Raw genomic sequence first — 26,626 nt, 5'->3', positions numbered from 1 at the left:
ACTTGCCGCTGCGGGCGCTCCCTCCGGTGACGGCGCTGCTCGCGTTCGAGCGTGCCGCGACCCAATTGAGCTTCCGCCGTGCCGCGCGCGATCTAGCGCTCAGCCCATCGGCAATCAGCCACCAGATCCGCGGGCTGGAGGCGCAATTTGGTGTGAAGCTCTTTGTTCGCGGCGCGCGGTCGGTGCGATTGACCGCGGACGGACAGCGCTATCTGGCGAAAGTTTCGCTAGCGCTGGCGGCGCTACAGGAAGCCGGCCAGGAGCTGCTGCGACATCGGCGAGACAGCGGCGGCGAATTGTGGATCAGCGCATTGCCATTCTTCACCAGCACCGTGCTGATTCCGGCGTTGCCGGATTTTAAACGACGCCATCCGGAACTGACGTTGCGCATCGAAGCGACGCATCAATATGCAGACTTCAACAGTTCACGGGTCGACGTCGCCATCCGTTATGGACGTGAGCATTCAGCCGGCCTGAAATTCGAACCGCTGATCGAGGTCAGCGGATTGCCGGTATGCGCACCCGCGCTGATCAAGAGCGACCTGCGCAGGCCTGACGACTTGTCCCGCCAGGTGCTCATCCACCTCACGACGCAGCCCCGCGCTTGGCCGGTCTGGCTTAGGGAGGCCGGGATCCCGCACATCACACCGCGTGGTCATCTTTGGCTCGACAGCGTGCCAGCGGTGCTCGAGGCGGCAGAACATGGCCTTGGCGTCGGGCTCGCCATGGCTCCTTTGATCAAGGCGCGACCTGGATTTGGCAAAAAGCTGGTCGCCCCCTTTGATATAGAAATCGGTCCCGCTGAGACGATTTATCTGGTGTCGCGAACCGAACAGGCGCGCGACCGGCGGATTGGCGCGCTCCGGCGATGGATCGTGGACGCAGTCGACCGCTCCCGTTAACAACAACAGCTCCGATTTACGGAGTTACCATCGGCCAGTCTTGCGAAGATGGGCTCGCAGAATGGGTTCACATCGAGCGCTTCGGATCGGACAGGAAGTTGGCGACCCCGCCAGCGCCTTCCCGGTTCACCGCCCGAAGCGTACCGCTTTGGCAGTTGGCCGCTTTGCCACCACTACCCGCCGATAGGTCGAGGGCGATTGCCCCGTCCACTGCTTGAATGCTCGAGCGAAGGCCTTGTCGTCGGCGAAGCGGAGTTGTTTCGCTATCACCTTAACCGGCAAAGCGGGACCGGTCAGCAGAGTCATCGCCCATTCGCAACGCAGATGGTTCTTGATCGCCTGGAAGGAGGTGCCTTCCTCCCGCAGATGGCGGTGCAGACTACGGGTCGAGAGTCGCAAGGCGCGGGAAATACCCTCAACTCCTAAGGCGAGGCCTAGATCCGCGCGCAACTGCTCACGCACGCGTGCCGAGAGCAGCCGATCCCGGCGATATTGCACGATCATCATATTACATTGCTGTTTCAGCATCCGACGCAGAGCCTGGTCGTCTCGTACCACCGGGAGTTCGAGATAGCGTCGGTCGAAGCTCAGGCTCGTGACTTCACGACCGAAGCTGATCTTGCCAGGAAAATAGAGAGCATACAGTGCGCCATGCGGTGGACGAGGATAGGGGAACGTCACGTCGATCAGCGGCACCCTGGAATCGATCAACCATGAGGCGAAGCCATGAATAACCTTGAGCCAGGTGACACAAGCAAAGTCCCGCCGCGCGCCTAGATCAGAATGTTCGTTCAAAGCGATAACTGCATTCTGCCCGGTGATCGTAATTTCGATCGTGACATCCTCAATGAGCAGCGCCTGATATCGAAACCAGCGGCGGAGCGCGAGACCGAGAGTCGGCGCGGCGAGTGCCGCGCGCCACAGGAGCCCCGCAATAACCTGTATCGGGCGCGTGTAGCAGCCGACCGTTTCGTCCTCAAGTTCGCGAACCGCCCCGAAATAGAAGGTCTGGAACTGCTGCCATGTGATCAATGCGCCGGGATTGTCGAGAATTGCTGGCGCGATTTGGGTGCGCCGCAACAATGACGAGGCGTCCCGGCCGTATCTCTTGTAGCCCGAGAGTATCGTATGAATGAAGGCAATCGGTACTGTGGTGGGCTCGAACTGTGCAGCAGGGCGCCGGTGCGTGTGTTTGGGCATCTGAGTTCTCAAGATGGCACGATCCGCCACCTAATTGGCGCCAAATGGCGCAACCCGTCAACTACGCTGCGGCATGTTGTTCATGGCCCAAAGGCATACCAGTGAGGGAAACCGTGATCAAATTAGGTCGTGCTCGTGGCCCAGAGTTCTCTCGGCTTTCTGAAGAGCGAATTCCGAGACTGCTGCCGTTCACGCTTAGCGCCATGGCCAGTGATCGCACATATCGGGGCCCCCTGGACATCTTCAAGGCGGCCTTCGGTTCGGTACAAACGGTGGAGGAGATCGCAGGTCTCCTGCGCCTGAACGTAGCGAGCCGCGATCGATGAACGGCGCTGAGTACGCGGATGCCTTGCCTGAGCGCATCACATCGCGCTTGCGGCTCCCTTTGATCGCCGCTCCCATGCTTCATGTGTCGGGCCCGGACATGGTTGCTGCCGCATGCGCGGCAGGGGTGATCGGCGCCTTTCCAACGGCGAATGCCAGGACGAGCGAGGAACTGGACGGCTGGCTCGCTAAAATAACAAATGCCGGCGCCAAGGCAAAAGCCGACAATCACGGCAAGCCTGTCGCGCCATTCTGCCCAAATCTCATCATGCGGCAGCCGAGGTTGGCGGACGATCTCGCCTGCGTCATCAAGTATCGCAGCGAAATCGTCATCACGAGCGTTGGTTCTCCGGCAGCGGTGATTCCGCCGCTTCATGATGCGGGATCTCTGGTTTTTGCCGACGTCGGAACGTTGCGGCACGCGGAGGGTGCGCTCGAAGCCGGCGCCGATGGTCTGATCTTGTTGACAGCGGGGGCCGGCGGTCAAACCGGATGGCTTAACCCGTTCGCATTCGTGCGGGCCGTCAGTCAAATATTTTCCGGCCCGATTGTGCTTGCCGGCGGCATCTCCGACGGCTTCGCGTTATGGGCCTCGCGCGTGCTTGGATGCCGTCTCGCCTACATGGGCACCCGATTCATAGCGACCCGCGAGAGCATGGCCGCGGACGAACACAAACAGATGCTCGTCGACAGTTCGATCGACGACGTCACGCTGACAAACGCCTTTACGGGCTTGCAGACCAACATCCTGTTGCCGTCGATCATCAATGCCGGTCTCGACCCCGGGAAACTGAATGAGCAAATCACCGTCCTCGAAGCCGCAGAGATGTATGGCGGCAAGACATCGACATTGGGGCCGAAGCGCTGGCGCGACATCTGGAGTGCTGGACACAGCGTCTCGGGCGTCGATCGCGTCACTACCGTCGCGGAACTAGTGAACGAAGTATTCATCGAATACTGCCAAGCGCGCGATGCAACACGCGTGAACTAGCGGCCCATGCCGGCAAGGATCGGCGGGCTCAAACGGAGACGTAAATGGAATTGGCGACTTCAGGCCCCACGATTGGCCGGCAAACGTTGCGGGCGCTCTCGCGTTATCCGGATAGAACCGCGTTCGTGTGGGACAGCCACAAGCTAACCTATCGAGGCGCGGCTGATCTGATTGGACGCATTCAATCGATTTATGCAAAGGCGGGTCTCGTCCGGCCCCGCCGTATTGCCTTCCTGGCCGGCAATTGCGGGTATTGCTGGTGCGCCTCGGTGGCCGCCCACCTGAGCGGGTTCAGCATCACATGGCTGCACCCGGCGGGGTCGCTGGACGATCAAATCTATCAAATCGAAGACGCCGAAGTTGATGCGCTAGTCGTCGATGCGGAGCATTTCGCGACGCGAGGTGATCAGCTTGCAGCGCGAATTCCGCGCGACATGAAACTATTTCGAATTGGGCACGCCAGTTTCGGCGCTGACCTTCTCTCAGGCGCAGAAGCAGCGGGATCGTTCACGCCGCGCGATCTGGCGAAGACCACCGATATCGCGCTTCTCAACTACACCGGCGGAACAACCGGGCGCCCGAAGGGCGCAATGCGGCGGCATGGTGCGGTAACGTCATACGTGACGGCGATCCTTGCTAACTTTGAACTTCCTGTTTCTCCCCGGTATCTCACGGTGGCACCGATCAGCCATGTCGCTGGCGTAAAGGTGCTCCCGACCCTGATTCTGGGGGGAACGGTTCATCTGCTGACCGGCTTCGATCCCTCGCGTGTCTTGAGGACGATCAGCGAGCACAAAATCAATTTCTCGCTGATGGTCCCGACGATGATCTATGCTCTGCTGGATCATCCCGAGTTCGCAAAGGCCGACCTTTCAAGTCTCGAACTGCTGCTCTACGGCGCGGCAGCGATGTCGCCGAGCCGGTTGGAGGACGGGCTGAAGCGCATCGGACCAGTGTTCTCGCAGCTCTATGGTCAGACCGAATGCTACCCGGCAACAGTATTGCGAAAGTCGGACCATGATCTTTCGCGCAAGCATCTTTTCACATCGTGCGGACTTCCCGTCACGGCAGCCGACGTACGGCTGATCGATGATGAGGGGAGTGAAGTACCGCTGGGCGACGCCGGCGAAATCTGCATTCGCAGCCCCTATGTGATGGAAGAATACTGGAAGCTTTCGGATCTCACGCACGAAACGTTGAAGCACGGGTGGCTGCATACGGGCGATATCGGACGAAGGGATGATGAAGGATTCCTCTACATTGTCGATCGCAAGAAAGATATGGTCATCACCGGCGGATTCAACGTATTTCCGCGCGAAGTCGAGGATTCACTGACGTCTCATCCAGCCGTCGCCAATGCTGCGGTCATCGGCGTGCCTGACGAAAAGTGGGGCGAAGCGGTCACCGCGATTGTTGTCTTGCGCTCACCGCACGGCGCCTCCGAGCAGGAGCTCGTTCTGCACGTCAAAGACAAGAAGGGAGCCGTTCAAGCTCCGAAGTCAATCTATTTTGTCGACGACCTGCCGATGACGCCGCTAGGCAAGGTCGATAAACAAGCTTTGCGCGCGCGCTATTGCACCCAGACATAGCGCTGCTCTTTCGTACGATGGAGCTGCGAAGCAACCAAAATGCTTACTACGATTGCCGTCGAGTGCTGAACGACTCTTGCGCGCAGCCTCGCTCTCGAGTTGGCGTCGCTTTTCCCTGGCGCGCAGATTGTCGTCAATGGTCGACTCAGCCTTTCAGGGACGGAAGCTTTCAATCAGTGGAGTCAATCTGCGGTAGCGCCAGAGCCAGCTGAAACGCCCGATGTCGGGAACTCACGAAGGAACGGAAAAACGATGGTTAGAGCCGAAATGTCAGTGATCGCCGCGCTTTTCATGCTTGGTGTGATCCATTCAGCCTCTGCGCAGGTGCAGAAAAAATATGATGCAGGCGTTACGGACACAGAAATCAAGATAGGCAACATCATGCCCTATAGCGGGCCAGCATCCGCATACGGATTGATCGGAAAGGCGGAGGCTGCATATTTTAAGAGACTCAACGATCGCGGGGGTATCAACGGACGCAAGATTAATTTCATCAGTTACGACGACGCATACAGTCCGCCCAAAGCCGTCGAACAGGCCCGCAAGCTCGTCGAGAGCGACGAGGTGCTCCTGATCTTCAGCTCTATGGGGACGCCATCGAACTCCGCCATCCACAAGTATATAAACGGCCGCAAGGTACCGCAGCTGTTCGTCGCATCCGCCGCCACTAAGTGGGCCGACCCGAAGAATTTTCCGTGGACGATGGGCCTGGCCGTCAACTATCAGACGGAAGGCAGAATCTTTGCAAAATCCATTCTCGAACAGAAGCCGGACGCCAAGATCGCCATTCTGTTTCAAAATGACGATTTTGGCAAAGACCTGATGCGCGGATTCATAGACGCTTTGGGCAGTAAACAGTCGATGATCGTCGCACGAGAATCTTACGAAGTGTCAGAGCCAACGATCGATTCGCAGGTCGTTAAGCTCAAACACTCAGACGCGGACGTGCTCGTAAATTTCTCGAGCCCGAAGTTCGCAGCGCAGGCAATAAAAAAGGTTAGCGAACTCGGTTGGCGGCCGCTCCATATCGTCACGAGCGTGTCCTCGTCGGTCGGGGCAGTCATTGCGGCTGCAGGGCTGGATAGCTTGCAAGGCCTAATTTCCGCTACCTTCTACAAGGATACAATGGACCCGCAGTGGAAGGACGATCCAGGGATGGCATCTTATCTAGAGTTCCTCAACAGATATATGCCGGAAGCAAACAGGGCCGACACGATCGTGACCCTAGGCTACTTGTTCGCCCAGGCGATGGAGCAGGTACTGAAGCAGTGCGGAAACGAGCTCACGCGTGAAAATATAATGAAGCAAGCCGCAAGCTTGAGGGCTGTCAAATCAGACGTCCTGCTTCCCGGCATCACGATCAACACTAGTGCGGATAACTTTTCCCCGATCGAACAAATGCAGATGATGCGCTTCAAGGGCACGCAATGGGAACTCTTCGGCGGGTTACTGAAAGGGAACATGCAATTTTGAAAGGCCATCCAGCAAAATTGCTTTGTCGTTCGCCACTATTGAGGCTTCATTCGCTTCCGGGTTCGGCAGATGGCGACTGCGGGGTATCGCATACAACTTTGCGCCGTCCCTCACTTAAAAAGATAGAATATGGATTGAACGTCTGCGTGATCGACGAGGCCCCATATTCCGCCAACCCGGTTGAGGCAGCACGGTCGCGCGCCCGTGCCATCGATCACTGTGATAACAAGATCGAAGCTCCCGCGCTCAGGGTCGATGTGTTCTTTGTCGGTGCTGAGGCGCACGTCAATGCCTGGGTGGACCTGTGTGAACCGATGCAGGCGTGGGATCAGCCAGCGCATCGCTAGCGTGCTTAGACACGCAACCTGAAGAAGGCCCTCTTTCTCAGCAAGGACAGCTCGAACAGCGTTATCGATCTGGTCGAGCGCTGCGGTCAGGACCGGAGCAAGTGATTGGCCCGTAGGTGTCAGTTCTGGCTTGCTTCTTGGACCACCAAACAAGTCGACGCCGAGGACGGATTCCAGTTGGCGCACCTGTCGGCTGAGTGAGTGACGCCGAGATCAGGCGTATGTCCGAACAGCGATGCAGGCGCGCCAAAATATCAAAGATTAAGATGTCATGGATCACGGCGCGATCATTTCAAACGCCCGAATTTGCATAGTCAGGCGGGTGGCCCAGCCCTTAAGGATATCCTGCCAGCGACGAACAGACCCATCTCGATAGGCAGGCGGGGCGAACCAGCAGAAAAGTGATTGAACATGTCCATGAAAAGTCCTGGAATATTGGCAGGTTTATCGTTGGCCGCGCTGATGGGTTCAACGACGGCGTTTTCGCAGCCGCCGCCGGGCAAGCTGGCGCTCGTGATGTAACGCGATGGCGGGCCTCGCGATCAATCTGTGGCCGCGATGGCTCAGGATATCGATTGTCGGGGCAGCGACGGCTGCGACGATCGGCGGCGGATGGTTCGCGTATCGCTACTTCGCAAAGCCAGTTGTTCTTACTGTGGCTGCCGGGTCGACCGATGGCGAGGCGCTGGCGCTTATCTCGGCGATATCAGCGCGCCTGACAGCGTCCAACTCGCATGTCCGGTTGAAAGTCAGCGACGCCGGTACATCGGCACAGGCGGCCGAATTGTTGGCCGCGCACAGGGTGGACCTCGCCGTTGTTCGCGGCGATACAGGCGGTCTGGCGGATGCCAGGAGCGTGTTGCTCCTGACCCACGGCGTGGTCTTGATTATGACCCCATCGGTTGCGAGCGCCGATAGTCTGGGCGATCTCCGCAATACGACGGTCGGTATCATCGGCGGAGCGATCAACCAGCCGGCAGTCGAGGCGCTGAAGCAGGTGTATCAGGTCAGTTTTCAGGATGTTGCCATCAACGACGCCTCAGCAGCGCTCGCATCGGGAAAAGTTCACGCTTTGCTGGCTGTTGTTCCGCTGACGGAAAAGTATCTCGCCAAGGTCAGGCAATTCTTTCAACAGGAACGCGCCAAGGGATCGGCGCCAAAGCTGATCGAGATCGAATCGGCCGGCGCGGTCGCCAATGTTGCGCAGTACTACGAGAGCTATGACATCCCGAAGGGCACCTTGCGGGGCGCACCGCCGGTCCCTTCCGATGATCTCACGTCGCTGCGCGTTTCGTACTTTCTCGTCGCCAACAAGACCGTAAGCGCCGACGCCATTACCGACCTGACGCAGTCGCTGGTCGATGCGAAACGGGACCTGCTGTCGCAGTTTCCGATACTGGGCCAGGCCGCAGCACCGAGCACGGACGCGGACGCGCTGATCCCGATCCATCCGGGGGCCGCGACCTATTACAATGGCAACCAGCAGAGTTTTCTCGATAGGTATGATGACAAGCTCTACTACGGCTCGTTGCTGCTGGGCTCGCTGATCTCCATCCTCGTGGCTGCCTGGCGTTTCGCCCGATCCGGCACCGGGCCCGAGAGCATGCTGGAGCCGCTCTACGAGCTCGGCAACGAAATCAGGAATGCGAAAAGCGAAGCCGAACTCGAGGATATCGAAAAGCGGATTGACGATATCCTGAAGAACGAGCTTGCGAGGAACGCGGGCGAGAACGCCGACAGCGCCGAGATGGCCGCGCTGGGTCTCGCGGCCCACAGGCTACAGTATCTGATGAGCCACCGCCGGATGCTGGTTCGTTCGACGGTGGCCTCCCGACAGTAGCATTGCGTTATTTCACAATCCGATGCTTCGTCGGCGTCAACGTGCTGGCCGGCGCCATCGGCGAGATCGAGAACGTCAGCCAAGCATTCCATCCCGATGGCCGATTCTCTGCCGCGAACTCACCATAGGCTTTCAGGTTGAGGTATCCCTGCATGTCGCCGACGGGAAACAGGAAGCCGGCCTGGGGGCCGATGCCGAGCACGCGCGATCGAAAAGCTCCCAGGATCGGGTGCTGGCCGAAATCGTCGGTGATCTGCTGGTAGCCATATCCGACAAAACCGACGAAAAACTGCTTGGAAAGGAATTGCGACATTCCCCAGTCGACATGAAAGTCGATTCCGTTCTGGTAGTTGGTGTCGTGATTCTTGAAGTTGTAGGTAAATCCCGCAACGGCCGAAAACTCTTGGCCCGCCGCCGGGTTGAAATAGGTATAGCCACCGCCGCCATCGATGGCGGCATGGCCGATGCCGAGATTGGCAAGGCGGGTTGAGCTATAGGCACCGACGGGGACGTCGCCGGTCAGATAGGTCATGAAATTGTGCACGCCGGCATTCCACTTCAGCGTTGCCTGCGGATACAGGTCACCCACCGATGTGATTGAGTCCTGGATGAAGCCGGTCCGGGTCACCGCCAGCGGACCGAGGGCTGCCGTCAGCGTGCCGTCGACACTGGCACTCGAACGACCGAACAGGCCGATAACGCCGATCGCCAGTTGTCCGCCAAGCACCGGCGTTGCGAACGTATAGGTAGGATTCAGAAATACGAGATCGCCCTGTGCGCTCAGACTGGCGTCCAGGCTGACGGCGACGTTGGCGGGGATCCTGCCGATCTGAATCTGCCTGGCTGCGGCCACCGCGCCGGATGCTTCCACGGTGGTATGATAGTAGACCGCAGCCATCGACCAGCCCGGCACGGCGGGGACGGCTGCGAGGCTGCCAAAACGGCCAGGCAGCCAGTAGGAAACGCCACCCTCGTCGGCGCGGGACATGCTCGGAAGGCAAGCCAGCAGCGCGATCGCTACGGCTGCGCTGGTATGCCTCGGACGCAAGCTGGTGGTTTGCTGAGATCGTTCGCGCGTCATCTGTTTGCCCCTCGAAATCTCTTTGGATCCGCATAGCGAGGAAATTTCACGCCAGGTGCGGTCGCTATGCAGATTCGATCCGGTTTTGATTTTCCGTCCTAGTTGTTGCCGCAAAGTCACGCCTGAGCTGCAGCGGTAGGCAACGCTGGCCGGCGTGCAATTGAGGGCCTGTGGTCTCGTTGCGGCGTTGCGTTTTCGTGCGGTTCAGACGACTCGCCGGCGTCGGCTTGCGACGTCCGCTGCAGGGTCTCCGAAGGGCTTTCACCAAATACGCTGCGGTATTCGACCGAGAAGCGCCCCAATTCCGCAAAGCCGTAGCAGGTCGCAACCTCTGTAACGGTCGTGAGGTTGCTGTCGGAAGACAGCAGCGCGCGCCTCGCCTGTAACAACCGCTGCATGCGAAGATGGCGACAAGGGGGGACGCCGTGGACATTGTGAAATGCCTTGCGCAGCGTGCGCTCGCTGACGGCAAGGGCGTTGCAGAGAGCCGAAATGTGCAGCGGTGAATCGAGTTCTGCCAGAGCGATCGCCTCGGCTTGGACCACGAGATCGCGCCAGGTTCTGATCGTCGATTGGCTAGAAACGTCTGAAAGATTTACTGACAAATAACTGATAGTCATCTAATGCCCCCCGATTCTGCGATCGCGGTGAAAGCGCTGGACTTGGGGCAACTCAGCATCATGCGCGACAGCGCGCTACTGTACCTGAGGGCAAAACCGGTAGTTGAACGGCCGTCAGCGGGGCGCGGCGGGGGCGCTCGCGCGGCGACGGCTATGAAGCGCTCTTGATGTCGGGCGAGGGCTGGGGCGTCAGGATTCCGGTTCGCTCCGCCACCGAGACTGCCTCGGCAAACGATCCGACCTGAAGCTTCTGCATGATCATCTGTCTATGATACTTGATGGTTCGCTCGGAAGTACCCAGCAAATGCGCAATCTGCTTGTTCATTTTGCCGCGGACCATCAACGCGAAAACCTCGCTCTCGCGGGAAGTTAGTTTCGCAATCAGAGCGTTTAGCGCATCGAGCCGGCCCTGACTCTGCTGGATCGCCGCAAAGCGTGACAGCGCGCGATCGATCGCTTCCAGCAGCGTCTGCCTCAGGATCGGCTTGGAGAGAAAGTCTTCGGCGCCAGCCTTGATAGCGCGAACGGTCGTTGGAATATCGCCGTGACCGGTTATGAAGATGATCGGCCAGTGATGCGACAGCTTCGCCAGCTCCTGCTGAAGCTCCAGACCGCCGAATGCGGGCATCTGCACGTCGAGCAGAAGACAGCCGGGTTTGGCGTCGGGGATGTTCTGCAAAAAGTCGGCCGCCGAGTCGAACTCGACCACGGCATAACCCGAAGCTTTCAATACCCGGGAAATCGCGCCGCGAAACGACGCGTCGTCGTCCACGATATAAACTACGGGCGCGCCCGTCATTCCCAATCTCTCGCCCTTGTCGTGGCCCGTCGGCCGAGTCCCGAACATACTCCGGAAGCGATCCGCTGCGAGCGCGCCAAGCCAAGGCTAAGCACGCCGTTGAGCAAGGAAAAATCGGAAATGCGAGAATAACGTGTAGCCCCCCGGCGGTCAACGCGGAGCGTGTATGTATGCAATATGCAAGTCTGTGCCTGACTCGGGAATATGCAGTTGTGCCAATCGGCTGGCTACAGGTACGCCGTATAGGAGCTGACCCACACCAGTATTGACGCCAACAGGCCGATAACGCCTGCATTTGCGGCAAATGCGGTGGCGCTTCCCGACATTCCCAACCGCAGCGAGTCTCGGCTCATTTCATCAGGCACGGAAATTTCCGCAGGGAAGGTCGTCGCGCCACCTAGCGCCGTGGTGCGCGCGAGCGTCCCGGAGACGGCGATCTGGCCCTGGCCGATTCCCTTTGGAATCGCGATGATTTTTGCGTGATAGATCCGGCCAGGCGCATTGTCGAATACGATATCGACGGGCGCTCCGACCTTAATGGTCTGGAAACCATTCTGCGAGAACAACCCGACAATTGTAATCTCCTTCTCGACGATGAACGACATCGTCGAACGGGCCTGTGTCGCACGATCGCCAACCGACAGCGCGACGACGGTGACGTACCCGTCGGCTGGCACTCGAACGTTGGTTTGCGATAGCTCCCAGGTGGCGTGATCGAGCTGTGCCTGGATCTGGGCAACCGATGTATTGACGCCGCCGATCTCCGAGTCCAGCGCCAGTTTGGCGCTCTGCTGGGTAGCTTTGGCCGCATTGAGTTGAGCTGTCACGGTTTCGTATTGAATCTGGGTGTCCTGTTCCTTGAACTCGGTGTTGGCTCCGCTTGCATATAGCCTCTGGATGTTGTCGAGCCGCTTCGCATTATATTTCTGCTGCGCGTCGAGACCGGCGACGTTCGCGGTGGCCTGCTCGTAATTGGACTTGAGAACCTTTGCCTGCTGTCGCGCCGCGGCCAATGATGCCCGCAACTGTGAGACCTTGTACTGGAACGGCGCTGGATCGATCTGAAACAATACGTCGCCCGTCTTCACGGGCACGTTGGGCTTGACCGGAATAGCCACGACCTCGCCGGATACATTCGGAGTTACCTCGACAACTCTGCCTGTGACGGTGACTGTGCCGGATGGCGTGAGGTAATTGAACAGCGCCATAAAGGTCGCGAGAATGAACCCGCCGATCAGTATCGAAATCGTTCCCGACAGCCAGCCCCAGCGGACCAGCTTGAGCTTGGAAAATATCGCCCACATCGCGAGCACATAGAGGCACAGGATAATAACCACGGGCGGCCTCTCTCGTTTCGTGGCGCCAACTGCTCATTTGCCGGATGTGCACCGGGACGCGCTATGCAAAATCGGTCGCAGCGAGAACTCTATATTTTCAGATCATCTCAGCAAATTCTTTGCGTTGCTGGTTTTTGCATAGTCGATCGCGCGAAGCCTTCTCATAGTCGTGGACGAGCGTGACCGTCCGAGACGTGGTCATCCCATTCACAACAGGAGAGGCAGACATGAAGCGCGCAAGGCTGGCACAGATTGCGGGACTGCTCGTGGTTTCGGCGTTAATTGGCCCGAGGGCGTCCTTCGGACAGACGGCCCCGGTGCCCCACAACATGAAAACAATCGGTGCAGCTTCAGGGCACGCCAAGTCCGAGCTCGTGCCGTCGCTGTTCGTGCTTAATTCGCGCGGCGCCGCCCTGCAGGGCGACACGCTGACCCTGACCGGCGTGACACCGAGCTCGATCATCTTCGCGGACCGTCCGGTGCGCGCCGCGGGTCACCAGCCAACCGCCGACGTGATCGCGGAATGGGGATCCGGTGACGACAGCTTCGCCAAGAACCCGCCGAACGCGACCGTTTCCGTGCTCGGCAAGGACGGCTCGGTAAAGGACGCCGTCGTGGTGCTGAAGAACCCGAAGCTCGAGGGCGACAAGCTCACTTTCAACGTTCAGGTCCTTGAAGGCGATCTGGCCGGCGCCGACGGCGCGGCCGCGCTCTTCATCGACATCATCGGCCGGCCGTTCACGCCGTTGTCGTTTGCAGGCGTTGCACGCCGCACGGCATTCAGGGGCGCGATGTATGCCGGCGCCGTCGGGGCGGCAGCGTATGGAGCAGCTGCGTACTACCACCCGTACGCATACGCGTACCCCCGTCCGGCCTGCGGCTATTACCCATATCCGCCTTGTTACTGAGACCCGCGAAAAACGGGGGAGGCGCCGCTTCCCCCGTTTGCACGGCGTCTCGATCAGGGAATCGTCAGCGCCTTTTGATCTGAACCAAACGCAATCCGATTGAACGGAGATTTTCAATGGACATCACGCGACGCAATCTCACCCTGGGCGGCCTCAGCCTGTTGGCGGGAGCTTCCGCAAGCACTATCAGCCGTGCCGAACTCGGTTCATTCCTCGGAATCGGGGAGGGCATCGAGGACTTCCTGCTCGCCACCGACGCCTACATCTTCGGATATCCGCTGGTGACGATGGAGATGACGCGGCGCGTCATCACCAACGTCGCGGCTCCCGCCGGGACGCGCGGACCGATGGGCCAGATCATCAAGCTGCGGCACTATCCCGATGCATCGTTCCGGGACGTCACCGCGCCGAACGCCGACACGCTCTACACGACGTCGTTTTTCGATGTCGGCAAGGAGCCGTGGGTGCTCAGCATCCCCGACATGAAAGGCCGCTACGCACTGTTGCCGATGCTCGACGGCTGGACCACCGTGTTCGAGGTGCCGGGCAAGCGCACCACCGGCACCGGTGCGCAGACCTACGCGATCACCGGCCCGGGCTGGAAGGGCACGCTGCCCCCAGGGGTCAAGGAATACAAGTCGCCCACCGCCATCGTATGGCTGCTCGGGCGCATCTACTGCACCGGCACGCCGGAGGATTACGCCGAGGTGCACAAGCTGCAGGATGAATTCAAGCTGGTGCCGTTGAGCTCATACGGAAAACCCTACACGCCGCCTCCGGGGACCGTCGATCCCACAATCGACATGAAGACGGCCGTGCGCGAGCAGGTCAACCGGATGGATACGGTGGCGTACTTCACGCTGCTGTGCAAGCTGATGAAGGATAATCCTCCGGCGGCGGCCGATGCACCGCAGTTGGCCAAATTCGCCAAGCTCGGCATCGTGCCGGGTCAGGACTTCGACGCAAGCAAGCTCAAGGCGGATTTCGTCAAGCGAGTGCCAGAGGTCGCCGTCGACCGGATCATGTTGCAGTTCAAGGTCAACAAGAACATTACCGACGAGAACGGCTGGGCCTTCACGACCAAGACCGGCATCTACGGGACTGACTACCTGATGCGCGCGCTCGTCACCGCGATCGGGCTTGGGGCCAACCGGCCGCAGGACGCGGTCTATCCGACTTCACAGAAGGATGCGGAGGGCCGCAAGTACAACGGCGCCAACAAGTACGTGATGCGTTTCGCCAAGGGCCAGCTGCCTCCGGCGGAGGGATTTTGGTCGCTCACGATGTATGACTCCGGCTATTTCTTCGTCAAAAATCCGCTCAACCGCTACTCGATCAGCGCGCGCGAGGAGCTGAAATCGAATCCGGACGGCTCCACCGATCTCTACATCCAGAAGGACTCGCCGGGGAAGGACAAGGAATCCAACTGGCTTCCCGCACCGTCAGGCGATTTTGTCCTGATGATGCGGCTGTATTGGCCGAACGAGAAGAACCCCTCGATCATCGATGGATCGTGGAAGATTCCGCCGGTCAAGCAGGTCACGTGAGCCTGAAGTCGTCCTGCAAACACAAACTCTCATATCCCTACGCTCGTCCGGCCTGCGGCTATTACCCTTATCCGCCCTGCTATTGAACGCCGGCGCTTTGGCGCTGGCATCCGACCGCACGAAACAACGACGATGATAAAGGAGAGCATCCCATGTTGACGAAACGCGATCTGCTTCGCTCCGCTGCGATGACTGCGCTCGCCGTCACAACGGCGAAGTCCACCCCGGCAATTGCGCAGAACAAAGCCGATTGGCCCAGGCTGTTAGAGGCCAAGGACATCGCCGAGGCAGGGTTCATCTACGGCCTGCCAATCGTGATGAACTATGCAATCATGTACGAGTACGCGGTCGATCGCAATTCGGGGCAGTTCAAGGCGCCGTTCAACCAAATCAAGAACGAGCCCAACGTCTACACCTACAAGGATACGGCAATCGTCACGCCGAACAGCGACACGCCCTATTCCTTCGTGTGGCTGGATTTGCGGGCGGAACCGGTGGTGCTCTCGGTGCCGGCGATCGACCCGAAGCGCTACTACTCGGTCATGCTCTGCGACGGCAATACCTACAATTACGGCTATATCGGCACCCGAGCCACAGGGAGCGAGGCCAGCGACTACATGGTGGTCGGGCCCGACTGGAAGGGCGACACCCCGGCGGGCATCAAACAGGTGTTTCGTTCGAGCACACAGTTTTCCCTCGCGGGCTATCGCACCCAGCTTTTCGGCCCGGATGATCTCGACAACGTCAAGAAGGTGCAAGCTGGCTACAAGGTGCAGATGCTCTCGGCCTATCTGAAGCAGACGCCGCCGTCGGCCGCGCCAACCATCGACTTCCCCAAGATCGACAAGGAACTCGTGAAGACCAACTTCTTCGATTATCTCGACTTCGCGCTGCAATTCGCGCCGGAACAGGGTAATGAGAAGGAGATACGCGCCAAGCTGGCACGCATCGGCGTCGGGCCGGGCAAGGCCCTCAACTTCAAGGACCTGCCACTGGAGCATAAGCTGGAGCTTGGCCTCGGCATGAAGGAGGGCCAGCGGAAGGTCGACGAGGCCGTCGCAAATGCCGGCAAGGCGATTAATGGCTGGCGGGTTAGCGGTCTTCCAGGCGATAGCGCCCACTACAATGGCGACTGGTTGAAGCGTGCCGTCGCCGCTCAGGCCGGCATTTATGGCAATGACCCGGCGGAAGCGACCTATCCGTTCACGCGCGTTGACAGCGACGGCCAGACGCTCGACGGCAGCAAGCACAATTACACACTGACCTTCCCGGCGGGACAACTGCCACCGGTGAACTCCTTCTGGTCGGTGACGATGTATGACGGCAAGAGCCAACTCCTGATCAAGAACCCGATCAACCGCTACCTCATCAACTCGCCGATGTTACCCGGCATGAAGAAGAATGAGGATGGCTCGCTCACCCTCTACATCCAGAAGGACAGCCCCGGCGCGGACAAGGAAGCAAATTGGCTGCCTGCGCCCAATGACACGATCTATCTCGTGATGCGCCTGTACTGGCCGAAGACGGAAGCGCCGTCCATCCTGCCGGCCGGCGAAGGCACCTGGCGGCCGCCCGGCATCAAGCGGGTTTGACAGACGTCCGAATGCAGATCGATTCGACAATTCAATCGAGTTAAGGAGTAGTGCAAATGTTGACGAAGCGAGATTTACTTCGCTCCACCGTGGCGATCGCCGCCGGCGCCGCGATTGCCAGGCCAAGCCTGCTGATGGCGCAGAGCTATCCCGGCATCATCGAGGCCAAGGGCATCGCCGAAACCGGATTCATCTACGGCCTGCCGATCGTGATGAACTACGGCACCATGTACGAATTTGCCGTTGACCAGAATTCGGGGCAGTTCAAGGCGCCGTTCAATCAGATCAAGAACTTATCCCACGTCGCTACTTATAAAGACACCGCCGTCATTACGCCGAACAGCGACACGCCCTATTCGATTTTGTGGGTAGACCTGAGGGCGGAGCCGATGGTGGTTTCGGTCCCGGCGGTGGACCCGAAGCGCTACTACGCTGTCCAGCTTATCGACGGCAACACATTCAACTACGGCTATATCGGCAGCCGCGCCACTGGAAGCGAGGCTGGCGACTACATGGTCGTCGGACCGGAGTGGAAGGGAGCAACTCCCGCCGGAGTCAAGAAGGTGTTCCAGTCGACCACGCAGTTTTCGTTCGTTCTCTTTCGCACCCAGCTTTTTGATCCGGGCGACATCGGCAACGTGATCAAGGTGCAGGCCGGCTATAAGGCGCAGCCGCTTTCCGCCTTTCTGAAGCAGCCGGCGCCGCCCGCTTCGCCGGCTGTGAATTTTCCGAAGATCGACAAGGAACTCGTGAAGACGAACTTCTTCGAGTATCTCGATTTCTGCCTGCAGTTCGCGCCGGCGCTCGAGAGCGAGAAGGATATCCGCGCGAAGCTTGCGCGCATCGGCGTCGGGCCGGGAAAGACCTTCAGCTTCAGGGATCTCCCGCTTGAGCACAAGGCGGAGATTCTCATCGGAATGAGGCAAGGCGAACGAAAAGTCGACGAGGCCGTCGCAAAGGGCGGCGTATCGCTCAACGGATGGCAGGTCAACTCCTTCTTTGGCAATGCCGAGTTCTACAATGGCGACTGGCTGAAACGCGCCGCGGGCGCCAAGGCGGGCATCTACGGCAACGATGCGGTCGAGGCGGTCTATCCGCTCACGCGCGTCGACGATGACGGCAAGCCGCTCGACGGCAGCAAGCACAACTACACGCTGACCTTCCCGGCCGGTAAATTGCCGCCGGTCAACGCCTTCTGGTCGGTGACGATGTACGATGGCAAGACGCAGCTTCTGATCGAGAATCCGATCAACCGCTATCTGATCAATTCGCCGATGCTGCCGACCATGAAGAAGAACGCCGACGGGTCGCTGACGCTGTACATCCAGCACAAGTCGCCGGGTGCGGATAAGGAATCGAACTGGCTACCGGCGCCGAACGGCCCGATTTATACGGTCATGCGGCTCTACTGGCCGAAAACAGAAGCGCCTTCAATTCTGCCGGTCGGCAATGGGACGTGGCAGCCGCCCGGTATCAATGCTGCGTAATGATTATCCCCGACCTGCTGATGCGCGGTGCCACGTGAGGCGCCGCGCAGCCCGGATTGCAACAAGGAACAAAAGCTCATGAAACGCTACCTGAGATTGGCCGGCGCTACTCTTGCAGTGGCTGTCGACGAGGAGAGAGCCGTGATGCGCGCGACGAGACTGCTTTGCGCCACCGTTGCAGTGGTACTGATGGGCTTGGGCGCCGCTTCCGCACAGACCTACAAGATGACGACGCCTTTCTCATCGGGCGTCGCCGTACCGGACAAGATCGAATCCTCGATCGGGACGCTGAATCTCGATTACGGCTACCCGTCGGTCGATACCGTTGAAAAAATCTACGACAACCTGGATCGTTCGCGCGCGCTACAGGCTTATCTGCTGGCGATTCCGATCGTGAATCAGGCCGGCATGCGCGACTCGCTGCGCAAGTTCGGACCTGATAACCAGACAGACGTGATCTGGGAAAATCTGGTCGATCCGAAGACCGTCGCGCTGACGGCCAACGACAACACGATCTACAACTTCATGTGGGTCGACACGAGCAAGGGACCGGTGGTGGCCGAGATTCCGCCCAAGGTGCTCGGGATGATCGACGACTTCTGGTACAAGTGGGTGGCGGACATCGGCATCACCGGGGCCGACAAGGGCGAGGGCGGCAAATACCTCCTGTTGCCGCCTGGATTCAAGGGCGAGATACCACCGGGGTATCACGTCGTGCGGCCGAGCACTTTCGGCAGCTACCTCGTCTTTCGTGCCTTCGTTGTGGACGGTTCGACCCGACCCGGGGTTGACTCGGTCAAGAAGAACCTGCGGATCTATCGCCTGGCCGAGACCGCCAACCCACCGCCGATGAAGTTCGTCAATGCTTCCGGTATTCCCTCGAACTTTGTCTCGCCGGGTGACTACTCGTTCTGGAGCCTGTTGAACCAGGTCATCCAGGAAGAGCCGGCGGACGGTTCCGATCCCACCACCCTGGGCCTGTTCGCCTCGATCGGCATCGTCAAGGGCCAGCCCTTCAATCCCGATGAGCGGATGAAGAGGATCCTGACCGACGCCGCCAACATCGGCGCCGTGACGGCGCGGACGATCGCCTTCAAGGTTCGCGCGAAGGATGCGTATTTCTATCCGGACAGTACGTGGCGCTTGCCGTTTTTCGGCGGCTACAAGTTCGAGACAGCACCCGGTGTCAGCAACTTGGACGGTGCTGTCTTCTACTATTACTTCGCCATCGGCGTCACGCCAGCGATGGAAGAGAAGATGGTGGGCCGGGGCTCGCAATATCCCTGGTCGGTGCAGGATGCGAAGGGCAATCCCTTTGATGGCGGCAACACTTACAAGCTGCGCCTGCCGCCAAATATCCCGGTCAAGGATTTCTGGTCGGTCATCGTCTACGACAACCAGACCCGCTCGATGGTGCAAACCGACCAGCAAGCCCCGAGCGTCAGTAGCCAGAGCAAGGGAGTCAAGGTCAATACGGACGGATCGGTGGATGTCTACTTCGGACCGAAGGCCCCGGCGGGAATGGAGAACAACTGGGTGCAGACGATTCCGGGCAAGGGCTGGTTCATGATCCTTCGGCTCTACGGTCCGCTGGAGCCTTGGTTCGACAAGACATGGAAGCCGGGCGAGATCGAACTGGTGCAGTGATGCGGTAACGGAGCGGCAGGCTAGGCGCTTGCCGCTCCGCACCGGTGCGGAGGATGTCGTCTCTTGCGGGCTATTTCTTCTCTTCTTTCGCGGCCAGTGGAGCGGCCTCGTTCGCCGTGCGGATGAAGCTCTTCATCGCACCATCGTACCAGGCCTTGATGGCCTAGCCCGTTGAGACCGTACGCGCGGCCTGCGTGCGCTACTACCACTATCCGCGTTCTACTGAGAAGAGAGGAAGCGGGGGAGATGCAGGACTTCTCCCGCTTCAATTCAGCGACCAGGCGACGAGCTCAGCAGGAGAATGGAATGGAGCGCAAGATGCACAGGGCCCTGATTTTCGCAACGATACTGTCTGCGACGGCGATTCCGGTTGCCCGCGCCCAGGTCGATCTCAGCACCTATGCCGACGCCAACGGCTTCCTCAATGTCCAGAAGTTGACATGCGCTCAGCTGGCCGGGACCTGGCAAGGCGATGCCGACCGCCTGACAGCCTGGTACAGCGGCTGGTACAACGGACTTGCTCGCAAGCATTATATGGATATCGTCAAATCAAAAGAGGCCGAGCACGAAATCATTGTCTATTGCAAGGCGAACCCCGGTCAATTGATCATCGAGGCGGTCGCCGTCGTGTTCAAGGACATGCGGGCGAAGCTGGGGATTGAAATGAAGCCCTAGCGGATTCACAGCGATCTCGGCGACCCTGCGCAAGGGCGGATTGTGCATAGCGTCCCAGGGAGGGCCGATGCAGATTGCTGTTCGCAAGCGCCAGTCCTGATCGCGATCCGTAACTGGGAATTGCCTTTCTTGCCGAAGGGATAACTGCAAACAGCCAATGATCGTTTCGTCATGCGCACCATAGCTGTCGTCGACGACAATCCCAGCATGCTCCAAGGTCTAAACCGCCTTTTGTCGGCCCATGGCTACCGTGTCCGGACGTTTGCATCGGCAGAGTCGTTTTTGGAGGCCTATGCCGAGTGCGAAGCGGATTGTTTGCTGCTGGATATTCACCTTGGCGGAATCTCAGGCATCGACCTGCAACGGCAGTTGATCGCGTCAGGTAGGGAATTACCGGTCATTATGATGACGGCCATCGATAATGAGGTTACCCGGCAGGAGGCATTCGACGCGGGCTGCATTGCGTATTTGAAGAAACCGTTTCTGTCAAAGCTGCTGATCGATGCCGTCGGCAGGATTCCCTGAGGAATGGAGCCCAATTCCTTAACGATTGCAGGGAATAGGTACTGGGCAAGTCGAGTAGGATTGGGTTCCGGGTCATATCGTGACATCCCGCGTAAACGGACCGCCTTATCGCATGATAATTCGAATATTTCTCAGTTCGATCGTTCTGCTCCTGGCGATGACCGGTGCGGCTTTTTCCCAGCCAAAGCGGGTGCTGATTGTCCATTCCGTCGGCCGCGATTTCTCGCCGTGGGATGACTACGCAAGAAAGATCCGCGAGGAGTTGAGGCTTCAGTCGAAAGATCCCATCGATATCTTCGAGGCCTCCCTGTCGACGGCTCGCTTCCCCGACGGGAATGAAGACGCCTTTGTCAGCTATTTGAATGCGGTGTTCTCCGAGCGCAAACTCGACCTGATCATGACGATCGGCGGCCCCGCGGCACGATTCTTTCAGCAAAACCGTCCGCGGATTTTTCCTTCGATCCCAACCTTGTACGCGGCCCTCGAGCAGCGGATTTCTCCGAACGCACCGGCGACCGATGCGATGGTCTCCGTATCTATCGACGTATTGGGCACTGTCGAACAGATACTGAAGTTAGTTCCGGAGACGACCAAGGTCTTCATCGTGCACGGGAGTTCTCCGATCGAGAAGCGATGGCTGGAGGAGATGCGCAAGCTGCTCCAACCGCTGACAAGCCGGGTCGAGATCACTTATTCCAATGAACTGTCGCTGGAAGAGATCCTCAAGCAGGTGGCTGTCCTGCCACCCCGGACCATCATCGTCTACGCCCAGATGTTGGTGGACGCCGCCGGCGTCGTGCACGAAGGCGGTCGAGCCATAGACCGGATTCACGCGGTCGCCAATGCGCCAATCTTTTCAGAACAGGACACGTTCTTCGGCCGAGGGATCGTCGGCGGCCGGATGACGAACATATCCGACGTCAGCCGCCAGACCGCCGCAGTTGCCGTGCGCATTCTCGGCGGAGAGTCGCCGGGCAGCATCAAGACGCCTCCGATTCCAGCGGCATCGCCCAGATACGACTGGAGGGAGCTGAAGCGCTGGAACATCAGTGAAAGCCAATTGCCGCCGGGCAGCGAAGTTGTTTTTCGCGTGCCCAGCCTCTGGGAGCAGTATCGCCCGCAACTGACGGCTGTTATGGCGGCCATCCTGCTGCAGGCGGGCATCATTGCATTGCTGCTCGTCGAGCGGCGGCGACGTCTTGTCGCCGAAGCGGAGGCGATCAGTCGCCGTCAGGAGGTCGTCCGTCTGAATCGCGTCACGACCGCAAGCGTTCTGTCGTCCTCGATCGCTCATGAACTCAATCAGCCGCTCGGAGCCATCTTGAGCAATACCGAGGCCGCGCAGATGTTGCTCAAGGCTCATCCACTCGACATGGCTCAGCTCGGCGAAATCCTTTCCGATATTGTCCGGGATGAGCAACGTGCGAGCGAGATTATCAGCGGCCTGCGGAATTTGCTCAACAACAGGACGGAAGCCGATCTGCAGACGCTCGATTTGAACGACACCGTGCGCGACGTCGTCAAGATTGTGTCTCCTGAAGTGACGAGGCGGGGAGTGATTTTACGTACCATTCTTGCGCCGGAGCCACTACGGGTGCGCTGCGATCCGATTCATCTGCAGCAAGTCATCATCAACCTCGTGATGAACGGCGTGGACGCGATGGAGGAGGTAGCCAAACCGCATAATCTGACGATCCGAACAAATTTGGCTGATACCGGCGGGGTCGAGGCCCGAATATCCGACTCCGGCCCGGGTATCCCCAACGATAAACTGGTCAGCATTTTCAATCCGTTTGTCACAACGAAGCTGCAAGGGACGGGGCTGGGACTCCCAATTGCACGAACGATACTCGAAAGCTACGGCGGCGAGTTGTGGGCCGAGAATCGCACCGGGGGCGCGGTGTTCTCCTTTAGGCTTCCGGTGGCTAGCGCTTAGGCAAAATGAGCGGTCACATTCGTTGCGCCCATATGACCTGCCGTGATGACTTCATCTGTCCATCGATGGCACGTGGGCGATGCGTTACGTATTAGAACCGCCTCACCGCTGATGAAGTCAAAGATTATCGAAGCGGGCGCATCCGGCTATGCAAAATCAGGCACGGACTTCTATGGATGCCTGTCCGTTTTCGCATAGACGACGCGCGCCCCGACTTGCATAGAAATCGAACGAAGAGCTGACTGAGGGCGCCTTTCTTAGAATGCCGTGAAGCCACTGCGAGCTGGAGGCCACAATGCCTATCTCGATCTCGATGATTGTCGTGAGTTCTCAGTTGGTTGTTGCAATGGCTGACAATGTGCCAAAGTTCGATATTGCCCGAAATTGCAAGCTCGATGTTGCCGCTACCGTCGGGCTCTCCGTCGATCAATCGTTAAAAAGCTGCATAAGGGATGAACAGCAAGCCCGCCAGCAGCTGGCCAGCCGGTGGTCGAAGTTTCCCGCGGCCAACAGAGCAAACTGTACCGCGAACGAAAGCGTTGGCGGCACGCCGAGCTACGTCAGCCTGTTGACTTGCCTTCAACTGGACCAATGGGCCCGATGACTGCTCAGTCTGACCTTTCGTACTTTGGATCGCAAGCCGACGATGCCGGGGGACGGCGAACGCACGTACATTCAGCCGCAGGGTTTTCCAAATCAGCTGTAATGGTCGTGCTCACTCAGTGCAATTCGCACCTCCCGGGCAAATCGACCAGCGAGATGGTGAACGCGGCGAGCGATATCATGAAGACAGCGACCCCGCTTATGCTGGAGTTGCAAGAACGCCGTTACAAAAGCGACGATGACCAGCAATGCTGGCGACCACCGCCCAGAAGATGGCCCGGTTCATCATCGCCGCGCGTCGCATCAGGCGTGGAAGATCGGCCTTGAGCCGGCACCGGACGGTATCGTCAATCAGCAATCCCGTTCAGGATTACCGTTCGGTCGACGATTCGGTTCGGGCGGGAAATCAGGACGGCAATGAAGGCGGCCAGCGCACCGAGAAGAAACGCAGGCGCCGCCTGCGAAATGACATGCGATAGCTGACTGACGGAGGGCGTATCTGACAACGTCGGATCCAGCTTGACGTTATTACTTTCACGGAATTCCCGGATCATCGCAGCGAGCGGGACCGGCTGTGCGTCGCGCTTACAGCTAGTCGATTCAACTCCGACCCATCATGCTCTCTAGCCCGCCAGCGGCCGGGTGTGCTTTGATTGGTAAAATTCCGATTATGGGGCTGCTTTTGACGGAAGACGGGATGGAAAATTTGGAACTGCAGGGCGTGGGTATCCTCTTAGTCGAGGATTCCTGGCACGTCGGCAAAGCCTTGAAGACCTTGCTTCATGTCTTGGGAGCGGACGTGGCCGGACCAGCCGCGACCACGGCGGACGCCGAGCGCCTGGTTGCCGAGCGCACCCCGGATGTAGCCATCGTCGACATTAATCTCCGAGAAGGCGAGCGGGCCGACGGCTTGATCGATCGGCTGCATGAACAAGGCATTCCAGTTATCGTGCTCACTGGCTACGCGGTTGTTTCTCTAGCCCCAGGAAAGGCCGAGGCCATTCTGCAGAAGCCCGTCAGCAAGGAACAGCTTCTTGCGATCTTGCGCCCGATCATTGCCAGGAAGGTGGATCGATGAAGGGGTTCTCCCGTGCGATGGTCGCTTATCTGCGCTTGAGGGGTATCTCGATTGTGCAGCACACGCCCTCGGACGAAAAAGCGAGGTCGACCTTACCGCCGAGTTCGTGAGGGATGAGATCGCAAATAAGGCTGGTTCCGTATCCGTATTGAGTCGGAGCCGATACCGGCGGGCCGCCCGTCTCACGCCATACGATCATCACACTTGTCGCCGTATCGTCGCTGTTGCCGCACTCCCAGCTTACCGACACCCGACCATCCGGAATCGACAGCGCGCCGTATTTGGAGGCGTTGGTCACAAGCTCATGCAGCACCATCCCCAGCGCCTCGGATGCCGCGGCGGTGAGTGTGATGTCGGGGCCGTTAGTCGTCGTATTTGCGTCCGTCGCGTAGGGAGCTAGTTGGCGGCGGACAATATCCGCGAGGCGAACGCCCTGCCAGTGACCTTGGCTCAATAGCTCATGAGCGACTGCCATGCTTTGGATGCGGCGATCGAGTGCCTGGATAAACTCGTCCATCGTGCTGCTGCCCTGGCGCGTATACATGGCGACCACGGCAACGCGCGTGAGCACGTTCTTGACGCGGTGGTCAAGCTCCGCGATCAGCAAGCGTTGGTGCTCGTCAGCCCGCTTGCGCTCGGTGATGTCGAGGGTCAGGCCTTTGATGCGTACACAGTGCCCGGATGCGTCGAACTCGGCCGTCGCTGTTTCCTCCAGCCACATTTCATGACCGTCAGGACGCATCACACGGAAGGTGACCGCATACGAAGGGCTGTCGGGGCGGACGTTCCTCACGTGCGCTTTGAAGTGCGCGCGGTCCGCCGGATGAATCGACGCAAGAAAATCAGTCCCGGTAAAGGGCGCTTGCGGGTCGTATCCCAGAATCTTTGCCGCGTTATCGCTGCGGTGCGACGAACCGGTGCGGACATCCCATTCGAAAGCCGTCACCGCCCCGGCCGTCAACGCCTCCTGCAGCCGCGCCGCGCCCTCACTGAGCGCTGCCTCGTGCAGACGCCGCTCTGCGAATAGCGCGGCAAGAACGAACGTGCAGAGCGACGTCGTCAGGATGCCGGCTTGGGCACCCAGGATGCGGTCGGCGATCGGGAGATCGGGGTCGCCGAAATACCCGATGCCGAAGGTAGTCGTCCATACGATTGTCAGTGCAACGATGAACGCGGCCGCCGCGGCGAACGCCGGCCGGCAGCGGGCGGCAAGCCACAGCAACAGTGGGAACAGCAAGGCGAGCGGCACCAAAGTCGCCCATGATTCGCGGGGTAGAAAGATATTAATCGCGCTTGTCGAGGTTATCGCCACGAGCGCCATGGCACCTTCGATTGCCTCGCTCTGCGGCGGCGGGTTGCGCACGGCCGCGGCAACTCCGATCAACACCGGTGCAACCGTGACGATGCCGAGGGCGTCGGCCGCAAACCAATGCTGCCAAATGGTCAGGATCGGTGCCGTCGAGCCGTGGAACAGTTTGAACCCCAGAGCCCCACCGATTCCGGAGACGGCCGCCGCGAAGACCGCTGCCGAAAGTAATCCCAGGACGTGGCGCAGCCGGTCGAGGCCGAAATCCGAACCAAATTGGCGCTCGACAAGGACAGCCGTGAGGATCGCTTCTCCAGCATTGCATAAGGCGAAGGTGATAGCGCCGGCGAAGGTTCGGTCTCCCAACAGATTGGCTACGATCGTTGCCGCCATCGTACCGATTGCCACCGGCCATCGCGCACTCCGGCCCACCGCTATCAGGACGCCGGCGGCAACACCGGAGGCCGGCCAGAACACGGCTACGCCGTCAGGTTTTGTCAGTAGAGAAAGACTCAGTCGCGCGGCCAGGAAATAGGCGATGCCGACAGCCACAGCGAGCCCGATCGCGCTGACCCATCGCCGCGTCGGATCAGCGACAGGGAGCACTCGGCGCTGGACCTGATTTCGTAGATCCTGAAGCACGCGGCAGCCTCTCTCGAACCCCGCATGTAGCACAAAACGTGCGACGCGAGCGATACTAAGCCCTATTGCCAGCGCGCAACCGAAGTCGGTAATGCCGAAAGCTGAACCGCTCAGGCCGCCCCAGAAACTGTCCGATTTTGCATAGTCACCGGTATGAAGAAGGTTCACCTTATCGCC

The 26,626-nt window shown here is 59.3% G+C and carries 23 protein-coding genes; 16 read left to right on the top strand and 7 right to left on the bottom strand.

Annotated features, from left to right (window positions below; all coding sequences use genetic code 11):
• Positions 1–26: 26 nt before the first annotated feature.
• Positions 27–902: a LysR substrate-binding domain-containing protein gene (locus V1294_RS30940; RefSeq protein WP_334502511.1), complete on the top strand. Its 876-nt coding sequence runs from the start codon at positions 27–29 to the stop codon at positions 900–902.
• 126 nt (positions 903–1,028) lie between these two features.
• Here the strand turns inward: V1294_RS30940 and V1294_RS30935 are convergent, their stop codons facing one another.
• Complete coding sequence (locus V1294_RS30935) at positions 1,029–2,102, bottom strand: AraC family transcriptional regulator (protein WP_334502509.1); 1,074 nt, start codon at positions 2,100–2,102, stop codon at positions 1,029–1,031.
• Positions 2,103–2,424: 322 nt separating this feature from the next.
• Between V1294_RS30935 and V1294_RS30930 the strand changes: the two genes are divergently transcribed.
• The 3 genes from V1294_RS30930 to V1294_RS30920 all read left to right on the top strand — a co-directional run bounded on the left by V1294_RS30930 (position 2,425) and on the right by V1294_RS30920 (position 6,479).
• Entirely contained in the window at positions 2,425–3,417 is a 993-nt protein-coding gene (locus V1294_RS30930) for an NAD(P)H-dependent flavin oxidoreductase (protein ID WP_334502507.1), read from the top strand.
• Between the two features lie 44 nt (positions 3,418–3,461).
• Positions 3,462–5,006 carry an AMP-binding protein gene (locus V1294_RS30925; RefSeq protein ID WP_334502505.1) on the top strand — a complete coding sequence of 515 codons (1,545 nt, stop codon included), beginning with the start codon at positions 3,462–3,464 and terminating at the stop codon, positions 5,004–5,006.
• A gap of 267 nt (positions 5,007–5,273) precedes the next feature.
• Positions 5,274–6,479: an ABC transporter substrate-binding protein gene (locus V1294_RS30920; RefSeq protein WP_334502502.1), complete on the top strand. Its 1,206-nt coding sequence runs from the start codon at positions 5,274–5,276 to the stop codon at positions 6,477–6,479.
• Positions 6,480–6,589: 110 nt separating this feature from the next.
• On the opposite strand, the gene V1294_RS30915 is transcribed toward V1294_RS30920, so the two are convergent.
• The gene (locus V1294_RS30915) at positions 6,590–6,820 is read right to left on the bottom strand and encodes a hypothetical protein (protein WP_334504883.1); all 231 of its coding nucleotides are present in this window, start codon (positions 6,818–6,820) and stop codon (positions 6,590–6,592) included.
• Positions 6,821–7,352: 532 nt separating this feature from the next.
• Between V1294_RS30915 and V1294_RS30910 the strand changes: the two genes are divergently transcribed.
• Positions 7,353–8,666, top strand: coding sequence for a TAXI family TRAP transporter solute-binding subunit (locus tag V1294_RS30910; protein WP_334502500.1), 1,314 nt, complete (start codon positions 7,353–7,355; stop codon positions 8,664–8,666).
• A 7-nt stretch (positions 8,667–8,673) separates the two neighbouring features.
• Here the strand turns inward: V1294_RS30910 and V1294_RS30905 are convergent, their stop codons facing one another.
• The 4 genes from V1294_RS30905 to V1294_RS30890 form a co-directional block, all read right to left on the bottom strand.
• Positions 8,674–9,654, bottom strand: coding sequence for a SphA family protein (locus V1294_RS30905; protein WP_334504881.1), 981 nt, complete (start codon positions 9,652–9,654; stop codon positions 8,674–8,676).
• 209 nt (positions 9,655–9,863) lie between these two features.
• Complete coding sequence (locus tag V1294_RS30900) at positions 9,864–10,367, bottom strand: helix-turn-helix domain-containing protein (RefSeq protein WP_334502498.1); 504 nt, start codon at positions 10,365–10,367, stop codon at positions 9,864–9,866.
• 151 nt (positions 10,368–10,518) lie between these two features.
• Positions 10,519–11,166 carry a response regulator transcription factor gene (locus V1294_RS30895; RefSeq protein WP_334502496.1) on the bottom strand — a complete coding sequence of 216 codons (648 nt, stop codon included), beginning with the start codon at positions 11,164–11,166 and terminating at the stop codon, positions 10,519–10,521.
• 227 nt (positions 11,167–11,393) lie between these two features.
• Complete coding sequence (locus tag V1294_RS30890; RefSeq protein ID WP_334502494.1) at positions 11,394–12,503, bottom strand: HlyD family secretion protein; 1,110 nt, start codon at positions 12,501–12,503, stop codon at positions 11,394–11,396.
• 227 nt (positions 12,504–12,730) lie between these two features.
• Between V1294_RS30890 and V1294_RS30885 the strand changes: the two genes are divergently transcribed.
• The 11 genes from V1294_RS30885 to V1294_RS30835 all read left to right on the top strand — a co-directional run bounded on the left by V1294_RS30885 (position 12,731) and on the right by V1294_RS30835 (position 24,501).
• Complete coding sequence (locus V1294_RS30885; protein ID WP_334502492.1) at positions 12,731–13,411, top strand: hypothetical protein; 681 nt, start codon at positions 12,731–12,733, stop codon at positions 13,409–13,411.
• 116 nt (positions 13,412–13,527) lie between these two features.
• Positions 13,528–14,958, top strand: coding sequence for a DUF1254 domain-containing protein (locus tag V1294_RS30880; RefSeq protein WP_334502489.1), 1,431 nt, complete (start codon positions 13,528–13,530; stop codon positions 14,956–14,958).
• Positions 14,959–15,110: 152 nt separating this feature from the next.
• Positions 15,111–16,550, top strand: a complete 1,440-nt coding sequence (locus tag V1294_RS30875; RefSeq protein ID WP_334502487.1) for a DUF1254 domain-containing protein — start codon at positions 15,111–15,113, stop codon at positions 16,548–16,550.
• Between the two features lie 56 nt (positions 16,551–16,606).
• Positions 16,607–18,037: a DUF1254 domain-containing protein gene (locus tag V1294_RS30870; protein WP_334478411.1), complete on the top strand. Its 1,431-nt coding sequence runs from the start codon at positions 16,607–16,609 to the stop codon at positions 18,035–18,037.
• 141 nt (positions 18,038–18,178) lie between these two features.
• Positions 18,179–19,684, top strand: coding sequence for a DUF1254 domain-containing protein (locus tag V1294_RS30865; protein ID WP_334504878.1), 1,506 nt, complete (start codon positions 18,179–18,181; stop codon positions 19,682–19,684).
• Between the two features lie 318 nt (positions 19,685–20,002).
• Positions 20,003–20,359, top strand: a complete 357-nt coding sequence (locus V1294_RS30860; RefSeq protein WP_334504875.1) for an HdeA/HdeB family chaperone — start codon at positions 20,003–20,005, stop codon at positions 20,357–20,359.
• A gap of 171 nt (positions 20,360–20,530) precedes the next feature.
• Entirely contained in the window at positions 20,531–20,884 is a 354-nt protein-coding gene (locus V1294_RS30855) for a response regulator transcription factor (protein ID WP_334478413.1), read from the top strand.
• Positions 20,885–20,996: 112 nt separating this feature from the next.
• The gene (locus V1294_RS30850) at positions 20,997–22,820 is read left to right on the top strand and encodes a sensor histidine kinase (RefSeq protein ID WP_334502484.1); all 1,824 of its coding nucleotides are present in this window, start codon (positions 20,997–20,999) and stop codon (positions 22,818–22,820) included.
• A 295-nt stretch (positions 22,821–23,115) separates the two neighbouring features.
• A complete protein-coding gene (locus tag V1294_RS30845) occupies positions 23,116–23,424 on the top strand; it encodes a hypothetical protein (RefSeq protein WP_334502482.1) in 309 nt (102 codons plus the stop codon).
• A gap of 247 nt (positions 23,425–23,671) precedes the next feature.
• On the top strand, positions 23,672–23,902 hold the full coding sequence (locus V1294_RS30840) for a hypothetical protein (RefSeq protein WP_334502480.1): 231 nt from the start codon (positions 23,672–23,674) through the stop codon (positions 23,900–23,902).
• 218 nt (positions 23,903–24,120) lie between these two features.
• Positions 24,121–24,501, top strand: a complete 381-nt coding sequence (locus tag V1294_RS30835) for a response regulator (protein ID WP_334502477.1) — start codon at positions 24,121–24,123, stop codon at positions 24,499–24,501.
• Positions 24,502–24,526: 25 nt separating this feature from the next.
• On the opposite strand, the gene V1294_RS30830 is transcribed toward V1294_RS30835, so the two are convergent.
• Positions 24,527–26,617 (bottom strand): MASE1 domain-containing protein, encoded by a 2,091-nt coding sequence (locus tag V1294_RS30830; RefSeq protein WP_334502474.1) that lies wholly within the window; start codon positions 26,615–26,617, stop codon positions 24,527–24,529.
• Positions 26,618–26,626 lie beyond the last annotated feature (9 nt).

This window comes from Bradyrhizobium sp. AZCC 1678 (genome assembly GCF_036924765.1).
GTDB classification, from domain to species: Bacteria; Pseudomonadota; Alphaproteobacteria; order Rhizobiales; family Xanthobacteraceae; genus Bradyrhizobium; species Bradyrhizobium algeriense.
The sequence above is the reverse complement of the archived record's forward strand: the minus strand, read 5'-3'. Positions and strand labels throughout refer to the sequence as shown.

Bases quoted from the DNA above. Each gene is read 5' to 3' on its own strand.
- V1294_RS30875 (WP_334502487.1), top strand. From the start codon at position 15,111: ATGTTGACGAAACGCGATCTGCTTCGCTCCGCTGCGATGACTGCGCTC.
- V1294_RS30860 (WP_334504875.1), top strand. From the start codon at position 20,003: ATGCACAGGGCCCTGATTTTCGCAACGATACTGTCTGCGACGGCGATT.
- V1294_RS30835 (WP_334502477.1), top strand. From the start codon at position 24,121: ATGGAAAATTTGGAACTGCAGGGCGTGGGTATCCTCTTAGTCGAGGAT.
- V1294_RS30870 (WP_334478411.1), top strand. From the start codon at position 16,607: ATGTTGACGAAGCGAGATTTACTTCGCTCCACCGTGGCGATCGCCGCC.
- V1294_RS30925 (WP_334502505.1), top strand. From the start codon at position 3,462: ATGGAATTGGCGACTTCAGGCCCCACGATTGGCCGGCAAACGTTGCGG.
- V1294_RS30915 (WP_334504883.1), bottom strand. From the start codon at position 6,820: ATGCGCTGGCTGATCCCACGCCTGCATCGGTTCACACAGGTCCACCCA.
- V1294_RS30885 (WP_334502492.1), top strand. From the start codon at position 12,731: ATGAAGCGCGCAAGGCTGGCACAGATTGCGGGACTGCTCGTGGTTTCG.
- V1294_RS30900 (WP_334502498.1), bottom strand. From the start codon at position 10,367: ATGACTATCAGTTATTTGTCAGTAAATCTTTCAGACGTTTCTAGCCAA.
- V1294_RS30855 (WP_334478413.1), top strand. From the start codon at position 20,531: ATGCGCACCATAGCTGTCGTCGACGACAATCCCAGCATGCTCCAAGGT.
- V1294_RS30905 (WP_334504881.1), bottom strand. From the start codon at position 9,654: ATGTCCCGCGCCGACGAGGGTGGCGTTTCCTACTGGCTGCCTGGCCGT.
- V1294_RS30840 (WP_334502480.1), top strand. From the start codon at position 23,672: ATGCTGGCGACCACCGCCCAGAAGATGGCCCGGTTCATCATCGCCGCG.
- V1294_RS30910 (WP_334502500.1), top strand. From the start codon at position 7,353: ATGGCGGGCCTCGCGATCAATCTGTGGCCGCGATGGCTCAGGATATCG.
- V1294_RS30850 (WP_334502484.1), top strand. From the start codon at position 20,997: ATGATAATTCGAATATTTCTCAGTTCGATCGTTCTGCTCCTGGCGATG.
- V1294_RS30845 (WP_334502482.1), top strand. From the start codon at position 23,116: ATGCCTATCTCGATCTCGATGATTGTCGTGAGTTCTCAGTTGGTTGTT.
- V1294_RS30930 (WP_334502507.1), top strand. From the start codon at position 2,425: ATGAACGGCGCTGAGTACGCGGATGCCTTGCCTGAGCGCATCACATCG.
- V1294_RS30920 (WP_334502502.1), top strand. From the start codon at position 5,274: ATGTCAGTGATCGCCGCGCTTTTCATGCTTGGTGTGATCCATTCAGCC.
- V1294_RS30935 (WP_334502509.1), bottom strand. From the start codon at position 2,102: ATGCCCAAACACACGCACCGGCGCCCTGCTGCACAGTTCGAGCCCACC.
- V1294_RS30895 (WP_334502496.1), bottom strand. From the start codon at position 11,166: ATGACGGGCGCGCCCGTAGTTTATATCGTGGACGACGACGCGTCGTTT.
- V1294_RS30880 (WP_334502489.1), top strand. From the start codon at position 13,528: ATGGACATCACGCGACGCAATCTCACCCTGGGCGGCCTCAGCCTGTTG.